This is a genomic window from Paenibacillus silvae (assembly GCF_014639235.1).
GTDB classification, from domain to species: domain Bacteria; phylum Bacillota; class Bacilli; order Paenibacillales; family Paenibacillaceae; genus Paenibacillus; species Paenibacillus silvae.
Genome location: NZ_BMFU01000002.1, coordinates 959,128 through 975,071 on the forward strand (window position 1 = coordinate 959,128; position 15,944 = coordinate 975,071).

The window sequence follows — 15,944 nt, forward strand, 5'->3', positions numbered from 1 at the left end:
AATCTCGTTCAATGACTCCTATTTCTCATTTCTGATTTTGACCAAGGCTTCTTCAAGAACACCTATGACTCTATCACACCATTGATCAAACTCAGGATCAGCAATCTGCAATTCAGGGTGCTCCAAAATGTGCTTGATTGTGCTGCGAATCCCTTGATCCGCCCTCGTAGTTGCTACAAATTCAGGCACGAGCCGTTTCAGCTTGCTGTTGTCAAATACAACCGTATTGGCTTTATCTCCAAGCAAACTGCCCCGCAAGTCCAAATCGCTGCTGGCCGCTAAAAACTCGGAAGGCACATGAACGGTATGCAGCTTGACGCCAAGCGTGCCCGCAATAATCTCATGAATCTGGTTCCAGGTGACAGACTCATCCGAGGTGATATGTACAGCTTCACCGATCGCATGAATGTTGCCCATCAATCCGATAAAACCTTTGGCAAAATCGGTATTATGTGTAATCGTCCATAACGAGGTGCCGTCACCGTGAATGATTACCGGTTTATTTTCCAGCATACGCTTGAGGACCTGCCAGCTGCCCTTCGCACCATGCACGCCAAGCGGCACCGATTGGTTGCCATACGTATGACTTGGACGAACAATCGTAACAGGAAAACCTTCGTCCCGGTACAATTTCAACAGATAGTCTTCACATGCAATTTTGTTTCGGGAATATTCCCAGAATGGATTGCTTAAAGGTGTGCCTTCGGTGATTCTGTAGTCAGATAACGGTGTTTGATATGCCGATGCAGAGCTGATGAAGATGAACTGCCTGGTTTTGCCTTTGAACAAACGATAGTCTCTCTCCAGTTGGGAGGGTACAAAAGCAATAAAGTCTGCCACAACATCAAATTCAAGCTCGGCAATCAGCTCGGCTACACGACTCTCATCATTAATGTCAGCCTGAAGGACCCGGACCTCTGCGGGCAATTCATCGTTATGGTTCCCGCGGTTGATCAAATACAGTTCGCAGCCCTGCTTCGCAAGCATCTCTGTAATCGCCGTGCTTATGGTGCCTGTGCCTCCAATAAATAGCGCTTTCATCTCTGCACCTCCAGATCAATTTGCATCCACGTTCATGATAGCATGCACGACAAAAAGGAGCAAAGTCCGTTAGAACGAACTCTGCTCCTGTTATACAAATTATATCACCTTGATTGTTCCGTAAATCATATACATACCGCAGTGAAGTTCGTATTCTCCCGGCTTGACGTTCTGATCCACCGTGTAATAATTGTCTCCCTTTTGCATATACAGGTCCATACCTAATTTCTCTGCAGCAACCGATTTGACGTGTGTCACGCTCCGAGTCAGAATGAAATTGATTTTCGTAGGCACCCCGGATTTTACCTCAATGACATTAGGCTCGAATCCATCGTTGCTTACGTTAACATCAATAACTTCATATCCTTTCAAATCCTCTGGTGTCTCGGCTTGAGCAGTCACTGCTTTGCCTGATCCCGGGGATACGTCTTTACCCATGAAATATACAAAAAATGATCCAAGCAGGGCAACTACGGCTACACCCAAAGTTAATAAAGGCCATGCTTTCTTAAACCAGCTATTCATATGAACACTCCTTATTGCATTGTCCCATCTTCATTTGTGAGGTGGATGGATGTACTTTACAAGCATACCCCATTCACTGCTTAATGAAAATGACCCCTCCGGGCTATTCCCTGACTAACCTGTGAACAAAATGAGAAAAGACCTGATTTCTCAGGCCTTGTATGACATTATGCATGGACAGCAGGTTCCAGCAACTCACTCAGGAATATAAAGGACGGCTCTGGCTCTGGCTTCGTCTCATTCGCATTTTATACAATTCTGGCAGAGCGACACCGATTAATACGATGATCACACCGATCCACTGCAATCCACTCACATGCTCATGCAGAACAATTGAGGATAACAGCACCGCAACCGGAAGCTCCACCGCGCCCAGAATGCCAGCCATATCTCCACCGATATGCGGCACTCCAATTGCAAACAGAACAGGTGGGATAAATGCGCCGAAGAATCCCAGCAGCAATCCGAACACAAGCAGCTGACTCCAGATCAAGCCGTTGAAGAGGAAGGTCGGCGGGAACAGAATACATAACAGGATCAAACCGCCTGTAACCATCCAGGCACTGCGAAATGCCGGGTGTGCAGAAGGAACGGCTTTACCGCTAAAGAGCACAAACAAGGAATAACTGACCGCAGCCATTAGGCCAAGAGCAATACCAAGGCCGCTGAACTCACCAAGCCCCTGCTCCAGAAAACCTGCTGCTAGCAATGTGCCGCCAAACAAAATGAGCAGTGTCAGAAACGTCACTTTATCCGGACGCTGACGTTTGCTGATCGCCTGAATCAGTACACTGATCCACGTAAATTGAAAGAGCAGAATGATTGCTAATGAAGCAGGTATATAACGCAACGATTGATAATAAACGAGACCGGTAATTACGGTTGGTGTACCTGCCGCCATCAGCAGCAGACGCTGCTTCCAGGTCAAACGTGCAAACACGGTTGAAGCGGACGCTGACGCAGTTTTTCCGTTATGCTGTACACCGCGCTTGCTTCTGCGTCCAGCTCTGAAGCGAGTGTATAATGCCAGCATCCAGGACAGAATAAAGCCGGTAATCAGTTGGGTGCCCACCACTTCGCCAAGCTGGTACCCTTGACCATAAGCGAGCACAACAATCGTGGACAGGATACCGTAGCTCATCGCTCCTGCCAGGACAGACAAATAATATTTCATGATTCAATAAACCTCCTGATAATCCAAAAATACGTACCGAATTCGGGTTTAAGTAAGGTCACAATGATCTATCTGGCAAATTGTCAAATGCAAAAAATCCTAACTCCGTGCAAGGAATACGTTGATTCCCTGGCATCGTAGTTAGGAAGTATAGGCTTCCCGTAGAGACCCTCGCCCTGTGTACACTTTTGGCCTGCGAGGTTATACGAAATGAAATATGCAATTTGAGATATCATTCATGTGACGACTTTTCATATATTACATGTGGAGTGAGCTTGTGTCAACCCCATTTCAATTTTAATTCAAATCCCATTCCAGTGTAGTCTGCAGCCCTGCTTGTAACCCTTCCAGATCCAGTCCGTCCACGGCAAAAGCTTCCCGAATCAAGGATGGTGCGATAAACTCGTCATACTTGCCAAGATAAGGCGCTTCGTCCTCCGCTAACAATGCAGAAGCGTCTTGTGCCATACGGCATTCACTCATCATCTCGGCTAACAACGTTCGTTCATCCACTTTACCCGAAACGACAAAATAATATGGCTCCATCGGCACGACCGAACGCAAAGCCAGCCTTTCCGACAGATTATGCTTCATCAGCCGCTCCAGTGTACGGAACGCCTTGCTGCCTACCCACGGCAATACATACATGGAATCCCCGCCTGCCGGTATGACAACCTGCTTGAGCAAGCCGCTCTCGCGTGCAAGGCGTCTTGCCCGTTCCAGTCGATTGACGGCTTGGGGTGACAGATAAGGGTAGATGACCGAATCGGACAGCACCTCACGCATTTTTTGAACAACAGCGGTATGAATATCTCCCCCTGCCCCGAGCCACAGCGTATCGACCTTGCCTTTGGCCGGCTTCACATACACAGCCTTATGCTTGTGGTCCACCTCTTCGACCTTCCACAGCTTGCCTGCAAGCGAGAAGCAGTAACCCGGCGGCGGAACCGTTGTAATGGACCCGATCTCCTCCGAGCCGTTCAGCACTTTATGCTCTTCATCATCCTTAAACACGGCATAGAAGCGATAGTTGTTCACAATCTTTTCACCTGTGAGTCCGATAATCAGCGTCTGCTCCTCGGTCCACTGCAGATGGTCTGTTTTAATCAGATAATTGAGGAAGGTTTGATATTGATCGGGTGTAATCTCTGAAAATGGTGCCAGGCTGAGAATGGCTGCGGCAATTTCTCCGGGTTCCGCTTCCCCCATGCTTTTCAGCATACTCATGGTCTGGTGATACAGGACACCAATCGGCATCCTTCGAGCCTCCAGCGGCTCTACCCATTTGGTTCTGACATACAGCTCAATGACAGCAATGGCGCGCATTAACGTCCATGGCATACGAGCAGGAAGCTGCGCCTCCTCGTCCTCTTCCTCGGGGCAGACAAAAAGCATCTCCGATGCCATGTCATCACGCCTCCCTGATCGTCCAAGCCGCTGTACAAAGCTCGATGCGCTGTATGGTGCCCCCAGCTGAACCACCCGCTCCAGTTCTCCCAGATCGATCCCGAGTTCAAGCGTCACTGTCGCTGCTGCAACAGCCGGACCTGCACCCGTGCGCAGTGCCGCTTCCGTTTCTTCTCTCAGCATGGCCGAGATGCTTCCATGGTGAACATGAAACACATCCCGCTCCTCTCTTCGCGCAGCGACACGGCGCATCTCCAGAATCGTCAATTCCGCATCGGTGCGGCTGTTGGTGAAGATCAGCGCTTTTTTACGATGTGTGCTCTCGTATATAAAGTCATAATAGGCTTTGCGTGCATGATGCAGCTGCTCTGCCTGTTCCTCGTTCTGTGCATCCGGGAATGAAAAATGCTCCACCCGCAGCCTCAGCTTGCGCCCGCCGGGTGAAGATACAACATCCACGCCTTGCCGTGTTCCCGCAGCCAGCCAAGCGGTAGCTGTATCATAATCACTCAATGTGGCCGACAGCCCTACTCTTCGCGGGGCACAGCCAGCCATACGTTCAATTCGCGCCAGCTGACTCAGCACCTGAATGCCCCGATCTGCTCCCATAAAGGCATGTACCTCATCAATGATGACATAACGCAGATCGTGGAAGAGGGCAGGGATGGCATTCGGCCGATTCATTAGCAAGCCCTCCAGCGACTCGGGTGTAATCTGCAGCACCCCTGACGGATTTTTCATCAGCTTGGTTTTCTCCGCCTGAGGAACATCCCCATGCCAATGCCAGACCGGAATATGACCTTCGGACAACAGGTCCTTCAGACGTTCAAACTGGTCATTAATCAGTGCTTTCAAGGGGCCAATATAGAGAATTCCCACCGACTTGGAGGGCTGGTCGTACAACTCCGTTAATGCAGGAAAAAAGGCAGCCTCCGTCTTGCCAGAAGCCGTACCTGCCGCAATCAGCATATGATGTGAGGTATGAAAGCAAATATTGCACGCCTCAATCTGGGCAGGACGCAGGGCTTCCCATCTTTTTTTATATATAAACTCCTGCACAAACGGGGCCAGTCTGTAGAATGGATTGTCACTCATAGCTCGAACTCCGCCAGAAAATCATCCACGTCATCCCCTTCGGTTGAACCCGCTTTTCCCTGTATTGAGGCTTTGGCCTGTGCTGTTCGCTCACCGAGCAGCTGCTCATACGTCACTTCCGGATTCTGATGCAGCGTATGCAGCACATCCATAAAGTCACGCACCACTTCCCGTGTTGTCAAAAGCTCATCTGCTCCCAGGCGATTCACCGCCATTTGCATAAAATCAACTAATTGTTCATCGCTCAAGCTCGCTGTATACGCAAAATGAAGCGCATGGATCTGGCGCAGCTTCTGCAATAAAATCAAAATCTCTTCATGCGACAGCATCGCCAGCTTGATGATAGGCCCGGTATAATTCGCATACGCACTGGCGGCATAACGACCGTCAACAAGTCTCGAACGAAGGGCTTCGTAGCTGTATAAGCCGCGACGTTCATCCTCCACAAACTGAGGTGTGCCCCCCACAAAAATACCCAGATGCTCTGCTTTTCCCTGCATCGTATCGTTAAACATGGTCAGCAGCTTCTCGTAATTGCTTTGGCGTGATACGCTATTTGTAATTTTATACAGGTTCACTGCTTCGTCGATGAAAAGCAGCAGTCCTTTGTAACCGATACGTGCCGTAAATTCAGACCACAATTTGAAGTAGTCATACCAGTTATCGTCATCAATAATGACGCCGACAGACAGCTCCTTTTTCGCCTCCGTTTTGGTCGCATATTCCCCCCGAAGCCAGCGGAGTGCTGACTGCTTCTGGTCATCGTCCTCATGTTTGTAACCATTCCAGTACGCTGCCAGCACCTTTGCAAAATCAAAACCGTGAACCAGATTCTGCATCTCACCTGTCACCATATAAATCTGCTTTTCGACCTCTAATGCCAGGGCAGGGTCATCCGGGCGCAAATTCAGGGCATTCATTGTCGTCTGCTGCAAACCTGCAATCCATTTTTGCAAAATAGGCTCCAGCGCGCCGCCATCCGGGCGTGTGCGGGTGGATAGACGTGTCATCAGTTCACGATACGTGGCCAGTCCCTGACCTTTTGTGCCGACAAGCCTGCGTTCCGGGGATAAATCCGCATCCGCAACAACAAATTCACGATCCATCGCATAGTTGCGAATCATCTGTAAAAGAAAGCTTTTACCGCTGCCATATCGGCCTGTAATCAGCTTGAACGCAGCACCGCCTTCGGCGATATTTTCCAAATCTCGCAGGATCGCCTCCACTTCCGGCTTACGTCCCACAGCAATCTGCTCCAGCCCGATTCGTGGAACAACCCCTGCCGTTAAAGAGTTAACAAGTGCAGTGGTCAAGCGTCTGGGAATTTTCATTGCCGACTGTCCATTTTCCGAAAAATTCAGGTTGCCCGTTTTATGTTCTGTCACAGTTAACACCTCTTCACATGTTCAAATACATCCATATATTCAGGAGCAATCCGATCTCCGTCTATGAGCAGATCACCAATCGTCTCCATTGCAATATCATTGATTTCATCCAGTAAAAGCGCGGGCATTGTGCCGATTTCATTCGCCAGACGCATCAGCTCAGCATCTACATGATCACCAAGCAGCACTTGAACAGCCTTCACATGCCGCGTCTCCAGCTGCCCGGCAAAATCATGCCATTCTTGCTGCAAGCTGGCTGAAGCGGACTCGTCCCATTGCAGTTCAATCTTCGCTGAAGATGCATCTTCCCGCAGGAACTGCACTTCTGACTCTACAGAGGATTTTGCTTCGAGCAGTTCGTTCATCTCTGCTGTTTGATTTGAGGTTGTGGTAGTGGCTGCTGCGCTAGCTTGTTCACGGCTTGGGCCATCTTGTTGCTCTGTGAACCGCGGCGCTGCAGGCATCTTCTCTTGGTCTGGTTCAATCATTTCAGACTCGACAGGAACCTCGGAAGCAGCAGAATCAAACACGGATTGCTCGGTTTCCTCAATCGTCAGTGCCTTGCGTACATACTCGCTGTCCTCCTGTAAGGAGGCTAGCTTTGCCGTATCAATCTGAATTACGGGTGCTGGTGCTGTCTCCGTTTGTTCGAGCGCATATGCCTTCTCTATATACCGCTCAATCACACGGGCAAGCTCAGGTTCCAAGGTTTTGCCACGCAATCGACCTCTGAAACCCAACAGCTCTCGAAGCTTATTCTCCGTACAGCGATAGATTCGGGTTAACCGCTGCACAAAATCCTTCTGTTCACCCAGTGGAAAATAAGTAAACGAAACGGACCTGCCGTAGATGGACTCGTCATACACCGCTTTGCGAAACAGCGTACGCTCCATCGTTTGCTCAGCCCCCGGGCTTAACTCAGGCAGCAGTCCATGCTGCTGCGTTCGCTTAATATAGGAATGCGCTACAGCCATGACTTGGGGAATGTATCGTTCCATCACTGCTTTGCCGCCATCCCGATAAAACGTGTTAAGCGAGATATCATAATCATAATATCGCTGCAGCATCTCCAGCGTAAGATCGGAAGCATTTTCTTCCATAATCCGCTGTAATTCCTTATCCAGCAACGGTGCAGGCAAATAACCGCCAGCGAGCAGCATGACCTCATGCAGCCGCGGCTGAAGCTCGTGCACGAGCACAAAATCGACGATCCACTCCTGCATATACGCATCTAACTGAGGCAGCCGTTCACGATAATTAATCCACAGCCGCTTTAATTGCTCGTAGCCCTGCTCGGGATGCAGCCAGCCTATGCCATTGATCAATTCATAGATATGCACAAACAGATACGAGAGATCGACATCAAGGTAATTTCCCTGCCGCACCTCTGTTCTCCAGTACCAATACCAACGGAGCTGCGCATCATTCATCACGCCATAAGTCGGCCAGTAGCTCATAAAGGGAGCGGGATAGGTCTCTTCCCCCGTTGCCTCTGCAAGCCTTCTTGCTTCTTCCACAAATCGCTTCTCCGAGGACAAAACAGCGCCAGTCTGTATGTATGCTTCACGACCATGGTTCGCCAGGGAAGAGCGATCGGGGATGCGAACGGACGCAGGCTCTATATCTTCACTTATATCTATTTCCATGAATTCCAGCTGTTCAGAATGATCTCTCATCGGAATGGAACCCACCTCTTTCACAACAAAATACGAACACGTGTATCCATACGCATCATTATAACACTTGTCTGTCCTCTGTGCGCAGCAAATTGATACATTCTTTTCACATCAAAAAAGAAGGCAGGTCTGCCCTCTTTTCCATGACTGATCCACCCTCTTATGTTACAGGCGACATATGCATTTTTCTTGATATTCCGTGCGGTTTTCTCGCTTATTGTTAAGTATTAATCCACTGATCCAGCAGGCGAAACGTCTCCGAAGCCGTGTGCACGACGTTATCATGCTCTTCGGGTTTCTGAATGCTTGCCTGAAGTAACTGCATAAACTCGCTCCATCTTGCTCGCGTCTCCGTGCCATAGGCATTGAAGTATTGCAGTCCGCGATCTGCTTCAATCGGTAAAAATTGCGTCAAACGTTTGGTCAGAATTTGCCCTCCATTCGTTGAGCCTTCAATGACATACATATACCCGAACAGTCGTGCCGGGGTGGATATATCGGGAAGCTCCGTGCAGCGTGGAAGCTGGCTGATCTGCTCCTCGTTTGCTCCAAGATGAAGCAAATCCTGCTCAATCAAGCTTGCTTTACCTCTCACGGCCATATCTAACCCTGTTCCTGCCCAGAACGGCTGCCTAACAGCCTGCTCCTCCAGCGGCTTCAGGAATCCGTAAAATTTCTCAAGGTATTCTTTATATTGGTCCATCGTTATCGTGCGATCCATCATTGCTTTTGCGTAAGCATTCTGTTCCACTTGTCTATGGTAATGTGCTGTCTCCTGTTTCAGACACTCCATAATAGTAGCTGCTGTCATATTGAGGCTCCCCTTTCCTACTGTGATTCTATACCGCTTGAACTATGGATTCGGAGTTATGGAGTTAGACTTGATTAATCTAGAACTCTATCGTAAGTATACTTTCTCTCGTACTGGAAAACTACATAAGTTGAACTAAAGATTTTACATACATCAGTCCGATGACAGAATGACCTGGAGCGTAGCGGTTATCCCCAGATTTTTTCGATTCCTTTTTCCAAAGTAACATAACTACGAATCAGATTAGCTGATATATCACTGGTTTTTATATGTAAAAATGGTACACTAACGCTATATCCTTATATTGAAGGAAGGAAGCTGACGCATATGAAGGATCAATTCTCACCCGAGAAATCCAAAGAACTTCAGGTACAAGAGGTTATACTGCATCTCACACAAGACATTACACTGCCCGAAAACACGGTAGACCAGCTCATTACAGGATCAGCAGATCAAGTCATTACGGGTATTGTTGTAACATTCATGCCCACACAGCATGTCATCGAACAGGCCATTCAGCAGGGAGCCAACCTGATCATTGCGCATGAATCCCCTTTTTACAACCATCATAGTGCTACAGATTGGCTTGCAACGGACCCCGTTTATACGTACAAAAGAAACATGATTGATCAAGCCGGCATTGCGATCTTTCGCTGCCATGATATTATTCATCGCTACAACCCGGATGGAATTACGGAAGGTCTTATATTCGATCTTGGGTGGAATACATATGTGAGTCAGCGTACATCAGAGACGGATGTTGTTACATTTCCCGAGGAAACGACCGTTCGCGCTGTCGCGCAGCAGTTGAAGGAGCATCTTGGCTTAGAATATGTTCGCATTGCGGGAGGTCCTGAAACCGTTTGCAGACGTGCGGCTGTCCTGGTTGGATTCCGTGGCAACGGACATGTCACGATTCCTCTAGTGCAGAACAAGCATATTGATCTGATTATTGCAGGCGAAGGATTTGAGTGGGAGACACCTGAATATATTCGTGATGCGATGCAGCAGGGCACATCGAAAGCTCTGATCATGGTGGGTCATGCCGAGAGTGAGGCACCAGGAATGAAGCTGCTCGCGGACAGACTGGCGGCGGCGTTTCCAGCGGTTGAGGTTTCTTTTGTACAGGAACGACCGGTGTTTGAGGTGATATGATATAAACGTACAGCCCTCGACAGCGTTTTTGTTCTAACGATCTCAGATGAGCTTATTTGGGGGATTCAGTGCCTTTTGGAATTGTAACGATTCCCAGGAGCCTTATTTTGCTGAAAACACATAATATACGCATAATTCATCATCGAATTGCTCAAATAAGCTTTCCTCGGATCGTTAGAATATAAAACGGTATAATATCGCCAAAATAGCGTTTCTGGGGAGCGTTAGAATTTGCTGCTTCGGAATCCTCTCCTCCTCATCCACATACGTCTCCCTTGCTCCCCTGCCTCGAAGCTGGATTATCTCGCTTACATTCTCACTTCGGTTCCCCTTCTCCTCCTTATTGGTTTAACGCATACATACTCACATCTCACATTCTTCCCTCATAAATACTCTCACCTTACCTATACTCAATTCTTAGTGATATACTCACTCACTTACTTTTACTTACTTTCTTTCAATATTTATACTCACTATCTCAGTCGTTCCTCTTACCTAGTTATTTGCATAGTTGCTTGCCCAGTTACTTACTTACTTACTTACTTACTTACTTACTTAAAGTTGCACCCAATTACTTACACGTACTCACATTCTCATCCTCTCTGATGCTATCCCCCTTGCTCACCCACTTTCTCCTCCTAATCTACTTACTTCCTTCACCACTAACCTGCTGTCACTACCTTCACTGCTAACCTGTTGTCAATTCCTTTGTTTGCTCCTTCTTTGCATCACCTCTTCCCCAACTCACATTTTGTATTTTCTAATCTAGCTCACGTTCCCCTTTCTCATGCTGCCCCCTATCGTAAACCAGTTCACTTTCCATTTCAGCGATCAAACTTTTCCTCTCACAAGACCTAGCTTTCCAGCTGCTCTAAAGCTGCCCTCCTCGCATCCCCGCTCACTCTTCCTCATTTTGTTTTGCATCTACACTCACACTACCGACACTTAGCATTAGCTCCCCTCTGTCTCCCTATATCGCTATCTATTTTGCTCTCCCTTATTTCCACTCATTCCTTATTCGCATGAACTCATACATAATCCATCCTTCCCTTATACTTACTCCCCTGACCACTGTCAGCTATTTCAACGTGCATTGCTTCATCCCACCATTTCGCATACACATCTCACCTTTCGTCTGGATTTTGCCAGGGCTTTATTGTACGCTCAATGCTGTGAATTTCAGATTCAGGACATTTGTCCTTGGCGAAAATGATGAATTTGTCTTTTAATAGAAGTCGAAGTCATGCAACGAAGGAGCGTACGAAGTAGGATGAGAGGAATTATATTTGCCATACTGGGCGGAGCCTGTATTACACTGCAAGGGGTTGCGAACGCCAGAATCAGTACAGATATTGGTACATGGCAAGCCGCAACCATTACCCAATTGACAGGTTTTATCCTTGCAGCCATCATTTTGATGTTTGTGCAAGATACCAATCTGCAGGGAATTAAACAGGTCAAACCGATGTATCTTGCTGGCGGAGCATTCGGAGCCGTCATTATTTTCAGCGAAGTCACAGCGATTCAGCAGATCGGCGTGACCTTCACCATCTCGGCGCTGCTGATCGCACAATTGTTTTTGACGTTTTTGATCGACAGCAATGGATGGTTTGGCGTACTTAAGCAAAAGATGAAACTGCCGCAATTCATTGGCATTGCGTTAATGATCACCGGTGTCATCATTATGAAGCTGTAAATCCGAAGGAACGCAGGGGTGAAACCATATGGAAGAAACTCATAATTCACAACAAATCATGCACTATTTGCAGCAATATCAACTGGAGACGGTCTTTCACGAGAACCTGCGTCCACATATGACCATTTGTCAATTTGATAAATGCGAGCTGATTTGCCGCGAGGGCGAAGCCTCTGAATACTTATATGTACTGGTTGAGGGAAAAATCAAAATTTTCACCACCTCCCCGCAGGACAAAACACTGGTGCTCTGTTTCAAAACACCACTCGAAGTGGTCGGAGATATCGAATACGTTCGTGAAAGCAACACGGTGAACACCGTTCAAGCGGTGTCGCCTGTTGTTATGCTGCGCATTCATTACCGCTGGCTCACCGAGCTTGCCAGTGATTATGCACCTTTACTGCAATTTTTGTTAAAAATCATCTCACACAAGTTTTACATTGATTCGAACTTCTCCAATTTTAATCTGATGTACCCGGTGGAGGTCCGTTTAGCCAGCTATTTGCTTTCGATCTCAACGGATGAAGGCGGCACGGTCATACATGAGGAACTGGATGCCTTTAACCTGACGGACATAGCCAACCTGATCGGAACCAGCTATCGACACTTGAATCGGGTGATACAGAAACTCTGTTCAGATGGGTATATTGAACGGCATCAAGGATTGATTCAGATCAAAAATCGTGCTGGCCTGCGTAACATTGCGGGTCACAACATTTATGAATAAGGAGTCTGACTATACGTATGATCATCACTGGAGTTTTACTTGCACTTCTGGCAGGTTCCCTGGTAAGTCTGCAAACCATATTTAATAGTAAAGTCAATGAACGCACAGGGTCATGGTCCACCACAACGCTGGTGCTGTTTACGGGATTTATCGCTTCTTTTCTGATCTCCCTGCTTGTTGAAGGGAAAAATACATTCAGTCTGCAGCATATGCAGCCGTGGTACTGGCTCAGCGGTGCAATCGGCGTTGGTGTTGTGTTCTGCCTTGTACAAGGCATGAAGCTGCTTGGCCCGACCTATGCGATATCCATCGTGTTAACCTCTCAGCTGAGCTTTGCCTTATTGTTTGATTCCATGGGCTGGCTTGGCCTTGAGCCGATTCCGTTCTCCTGGAACCAGCTGCTCGGTGTACTCGTCATTGTAGGCGGCATTGTGCTGTTCAAGTTTGGCGGGCTGAAAAAGGAATCGTCCGATTCATCGGATAAGTCACCTCATACAGTACCGAGTAAATCTTGAGAATAACACAAAAAGAGTGCCTGACCGATCCCGCTGAAAGGATTGGAAGGCACTCTTTTTATTTGTATTACAATATACGTAAGGCTGTAAAGTCTCGTCGCTTATACAAACTCTACGTTATGATACACCTGCTGCACATCTTCCAGGTCTTCAAGCGCGTCGATCAGCTTCTCGAACTGAACTTGTGCGTCGGCAGGCAGTTCAATGTGGTTCTGCGCCAGCATCGTCAGCTCGGCCACCGTGAACTCCGTCACGCCAGCAGCCTTGAAGGCTTCCTGTACGGCATGGAATTGATCCGGCTCAGCGTATACGATGACCGCTTCATCCTCATCCACGATGTCGCGAACGTCTACATCTGCTTCCAGCATGATCTCCAGCACTTCCTCAGCGTTTTTTCCTTCCACGCCAATCACAGCTGTCGGATCAAACATGTACGCAACAGAACCGCTGACACCCATGTTGCCTCCGTTTTTGTTAAAGGCCGAACGTACTTCAGGTGCTGTACGGTTTACGTTATTGGTAAGAGCGTCCACGATGACCATAGCACCGTTCGGTCCAAAGCCTTCGTAACGCAGCTCCTCATAGTTCTCGTCCCCGCTGCCTTTCGCTTTTTCCATAGCACGGTCAATGATCGCTTTAGGTACATTATACGTTTTGGCGCGCTCCAGAACGACCTTGAGCGCACGGTTTGCTTCCGGGTCCGGTTCGCCCTTCTTGGCCGCTACATAGATCTCAACGCCGAATTTGGCGTAGACCCGGCTGGTGTTTGCATCTTTTGAAGCTTTCTTTTCCTTAATATTATTCCACTTACGACCCATATCGTTTCCGCTCACTTTCAACATGTAATCTGCTTTCTACTTTGTTATTATATCTTGTTGTGTCCGGTTCAACAAGTTCACTGCCACGAAATAATGGGAATACTTACTGTAATTATCCCACCCCTTAAGCGTCCTGACGAAACAAAAAGCACTCCGTATAGGAATGCTTTGTTCAGGTAACATTCGGTTACGCGTGGAACTGTCTACCGTCCAGCACTTCAGGTACATAACCCGCACGGATAACAAAGTCTCCGAAATGCTCACCTTCATTACGCTCTTTGGCATATTGATTAATCATCGGCGTCAGAATCTCCAGAATCTCAGCTTCACCGATATTTTCACGATACAGCTTGTTCAGACGATGGCCTGTGAAGCTGCCACCCAGATAGAAATTGTACTTGCCCGGAGCTTTCCCGATAAAAGCAATCTCTGCCAGCATCGGTCTGGCACAACCATTCGGGCAGCCCGTCATGCGAATGACGATCTCTTCATCTCGCAGCCCTGCTTCATCCAGCACAGGCTCAAGCTTGTCAATCAGAGAAGGCAAGTATCTCTCGGACTCAGCCATAGCAAGACCGCACGTCGGGAGTGCAACACAAGCCATAGAGCTTCTGCGCAGCGCAGAATAATGAGCACCATCTGTGAGATGATATTGTTGAATCAACGCTTCGATCTTTTTCTTTTTCTGGCTGCTAATATTGCCAATAATCAGGTTCTGGTTTGCCGTCAAACGAAAATCACCGGTGTGTATTTTGGCAATTTCACGCAAACCCGTCATAAGCGGATAACCGTCCACATCCTTGACTCGACCATTCTGAATAAACAGTGTGTAGTGCCATTTGCCGTTACTGCCCTTCACCCAGCCATAGCGATCTCCGTTATGCTCAAAATGATACGGACGTGCCGCTTCCAGATTCCAGCCCAAACGGCTGGTCAGTTCATCGGTAAACCATTCCAGACCGCGGTCATCCACTGTATATTTGAAACGCGCATGCTTGCGGACCGCACGATCCCCGTAGTCACGCTGAATCATCACCGTTTTTTCTGCCACATCAATCATCTGCTCTGGTGTGCAGAAGCCGATCACCTTGGATACCTGAGGATACGTTTTCGAATCCCCATGCGTCATGCCCATGCCTCCACCGACCGATACGTTGAAACCTTGCAGCTTGCCATTCTCCACAATCGCAATAAATCCTAGATCCTGTGAGAATACATCCACATCATTGGAAGGAGGCACCGCAATGCCGATCTTGAACTTACGCGGCAGATACACTTTGCCATAGATCGGTTCAACCTCTTCATCGGATTCCTGGGAGTCGATCACTTTTTCTCCGTCCAGCCACAGCTCATGATAAGCACGAGTACGAGGGTCAAGGTGGTTGCTCACCTGGCAAGCCCATTCGTACACTTCAGCATGAACTTCGGACTGGTTCGGATTCGGGTTGCACATCACGTTACGGTTCACGTCTCCGCATGCAGCCAATGTGCTGAGCAGAGAATCGTTCACTTCACGAATTGTATTTTTGAGGTCCCATTTCAATACACCATGAAGCTGGAACGATTGACGTGTGGTCAGACGAATGGTCTGATTCGCATATTTATGAGCTACACGGTCCATCATCAGCCACTGCTCGGGTGTAACAATCCCGCCGGAAGCTCTTACACGCAGCATGAACTGGTAAGCAGGCTCCAGCTTGGATTTGTTGCGCTCGTTACGCAGATCACGGTCATCCTGCATATAACTGCCATGGTGTTTCATCAGACGGTTGTCGTCTTCTGGAATGGAGCCGGTAATGCGATCAGCCAGCGTCTCGGTGAGACTGCCGCGCAGGTAATTACTTTTGATCTTTATATCTTCCACATCGCTGTTTGTGCGCTGCGGGTTAAGTAAATTGTTATAAGCCATGCTGCTTTCT

General features: G+C 48.1%; 13 protein-coding genes. 4 read left to right on the plus strand and 9 right to left on the minus strand.

The annotated features are described in order from the left end of the window. Positions 1-18: 18 nt before the first annotated feature. The 7 genes from IEW26_RS10115 to IEW26_RS10145 form a co-directional block, all read right to left on the minus strand. A complete protein-coding gene (locus tag IEW26_RS10115) occupies positions 19-1,041 on the minus strand; it encodes an SDR family oxidoreductase (protein ID WP_188592280.1) in 1,023 nt (340 codons plus the stop codon). A gap of 99 nt (positions 1,042-1,140) precedes the next feature. Further along, a complete protein-coding gene (locus IEW26_RS10120; protein ID WP_111272825.1) occupies positions 1,141-1,566 on the minus strand; it encodes a cupredoxin domain-containing protein in 426 nt (141 codons plus the stop codon). A gap of 199 nt (positions 1,567-1,765) precedes the next feature. Continuing rightward, complete coding sequence (locus tag IEW26_RS10125) at positions 1,766-2,740, minus strand: EamA family transporter (protein WP_145402509.1); 975 nt, start codon at positions 2,738-2,740, stop codon at positions 1,766-1,768. A 297-nt stretch (positions 2,741-3,037) separates the two neighbouring features. Then, the gene (locus IEW26_RS10130) at positions 3,038-5,242 is read right to left on the minus strand and encodes a DEAD/DEAH box helicase (RefSeq protein ID WP_145402510.1); all 2,205 of its coding nucleotides are present in this window, start codon (positions 5,240-5,242) and stop codon (positions 3,038-3,040) included. Then, on the minus strand, positions 5,239-6,573 hold the full coding sequence (locus IEW26_RS10135; protein ID WP_188592432.1) for an ATP-binding protein: 1,335 nt from the start codon (positions 6,571-6,573) through the stop codon (positions 5,239-5,241). Before IEW26_RS10135 ends, IEW26_RS10130 begins: the two co-directional genes overlap by 4 nt. A gap of 56 nt (positions 6,574-6,629) precedes the next feature. Beyond that, a complete protein-coding gene (locus tag IEW26_RS10140; RefSeq protein WP_188592281.1) occupies positions 6,630-8,303 on the minus strand; it encodes a TerB N-terminal domain-containing protein in 1,674 nt (557 codons plus the stop codon). A gap of 220 nt (positions 8,304-8,523) precedes the next feature. Continuing rightward, positions 8,524-9,114: a biliverdin-producing heme oxygenase gene (locus tag IEW26_RS10145; RefSeq protein ID WP_188592282.1), complete on the minus strand. Its 591-nt coding sequence runs from the start codon at positions 9,112-9,114 to the stop codon at positions 8,524-8,526. 327 nt (positions 9,115-9,441) lie between these two features. On the opposite strand from IEW26_RS10145, the gene IEW26_RS10150 reads away from it, so the two are divergent. The 4 genes from IEW26_RS10150 to IEW26_RS10165 all read left to right on the plus strand — a co-directional run bounded on the left by IEW26_RS10150 (position 9,442) and on the right by IEW26_RS10165 (position 13,207). Further along, positions 9,442-10,269: a Nif3-like dinuclear metal center hexameric protein gene (locus IEW26_RS10150; protein WP_188592283.1), complete on the plus strand. Its 828-nt coding sequence runs from the start codon at positions 9,442-9,444 to the stop codon at positions 10,267-10,269. A gap of 1,270 nt (positions 10,270-11,539) precedes the next feature. Continuing rightward, positions 11,540-11,965, plus strand: a complete 426-nt coding sequence (locus tag IEW26_RS10155) for a DMT family transporter (RefSeq protein ID WP_145402514.1) — start codon at positions 11,540-11,542, stop codon at positions 11,963-11,965. A gap of 28 nt (positions 11,966-11,993) precedes the next feature. Beyond that, positions 11,994-12,692, plus strand: a complete 699-nt coding sequence (locus IEW26_RS10160; RefSeq protein ID WP_188592284.1) for a Crp/Fnr family transcriptional regulator — start codon at positions 11,994-11,996, stop codon at positions 12,690-12,692. A 17-nt stretch (positions 12,693-12,709) separates the two neighbouring features. Beyond that, a complete protein-coding gene (locus IEW26_RS10165; protein ID WP_253298888.1) occupies positions 12,710-13,207 on the plus strand; it encodes a DMT family transporter in 498 nt (165 codons plus the stop codon). A gap of 101 nt (positions 13,208-13,308) precedes the next feature. On the opposite strand, the gene IEW26_RS10170 is transcribed toward IEW26_RS10165, so the two are convergent. Continuing rightward, a complete protein-coding gene (locus tag IEW26_RS10170; protein WP_145403727.1) occupies positions 13,309-14,025 on the minus strand; it encodes a YebC/PmpR family DNA-binding transcriptional regulator in 717 nt (238 codons plus the stop codon). Between the two features lie 187 nt (positions 14,026-14,212). Next, positions 14,213-15,934, minus strand: a complete 1,722-nt coding sequence (gene cysI, locus IEW26_RS10175; protein WP_188592285.1) for an assimilatory sulfite reductase (NADPH) hemoprotein subunit — start codon at positions 15,932-15,934, stop codon at positions 14,213-14,215. Positions 15,935-15,944: the final 10 nt, after the last annotated feature.

Bases quoted from the DNA above. Each gene is read 5' to 3' on its own strand.
- IEW26_RS10115 (WP_188592280.1), bottom strand. From the start codon at position 1,041: ATGAAAGCGCTATTTATTGGAGGCACAGGCACCATAAGCACGGCGATT.
- IEW26_RS10120 (WP_111272825.1), bottom strand. From the start codon at position 1,566: ATGAATAGCTGGTTTAAGAAAGCATGGCCTTTATTAACTTTGGGTGTA.
- IEW26_RS10125 (WP_145402509.1), bottom strand. From the start codon at position 2,740: ATGAAATATTATTTGTCTGTCCTGGCAGGAGCGATGAGCTACGGTATC.
- IEW26_RS10130 (WP_145402510.1), bottom strand. From the start codon at position 5,242: ATGAGTGACAATCCATTCTACAGACTGGCCCCGTTTGTGCAGGAGTTT.
- IEW26_RS10135 (WP_188592432.1), bottom strand. From the start codon at position 6,573: ATGAAAATTCCCAGACGCTTGACCACTGCACTTGTTAACTCTTTAACG.
- IEW26_RS10140 (WP_188592281.1), bottom strand. From the start codon at position 8,303: ATGAGAGATCATTCTGAACAGCTGGAATTCATGGAAATAGATATAAGT.
- IEW26_RS10145 (WP_188592282.1), bottom strand. From the start codon at position 9,114: ATGACAGCAGCTACTATTATGGAGTGTCTGAAACAGGAGACAGCACAT.
- IEW26_RS10150 (WP_188592283.1), top strand. From the start codon at position 9,442: ATGAAGGATCAATTCTCACCCGAGAAATCCAAAGAACTTCAGGTACAA.
- IEW26_RS10155 (WP_145402514.1), top strand. From the start codon at position 11,540: ATGAGAGGAATTATATTTGCCATACTGGGCGGAGCCTGTATTACACTG.
- IEW26_RS10160 (WP_188592284.1), top strand. From the start codon at position 11,994: ATGGAAGAAACTCATAATTCACAACAAATCATGCACTATTTGCAGCAA.
- IEW26_RS10165 (WP_253298888.1), top strand. From the start codon at position 12,710: ATGATCATCACTGGAGTTTTACTTGCACTTCTGGCAGGTTCCCTGGTA.
- IEW26_RS10170 (WP_145403727.1), bottom strand. From the start codon at position 14,025: ATGGGTCGTAAGTGGAATAATATTAAGGAAAAGAAAGCTTCAAAAGAT.
- cysI (WP_188592285.1), bottom strand. From the start codon at position 15,934: ATGGCTTATAACAATTTACTTAACCCGCAGCGCACAAACAGCGATGTG.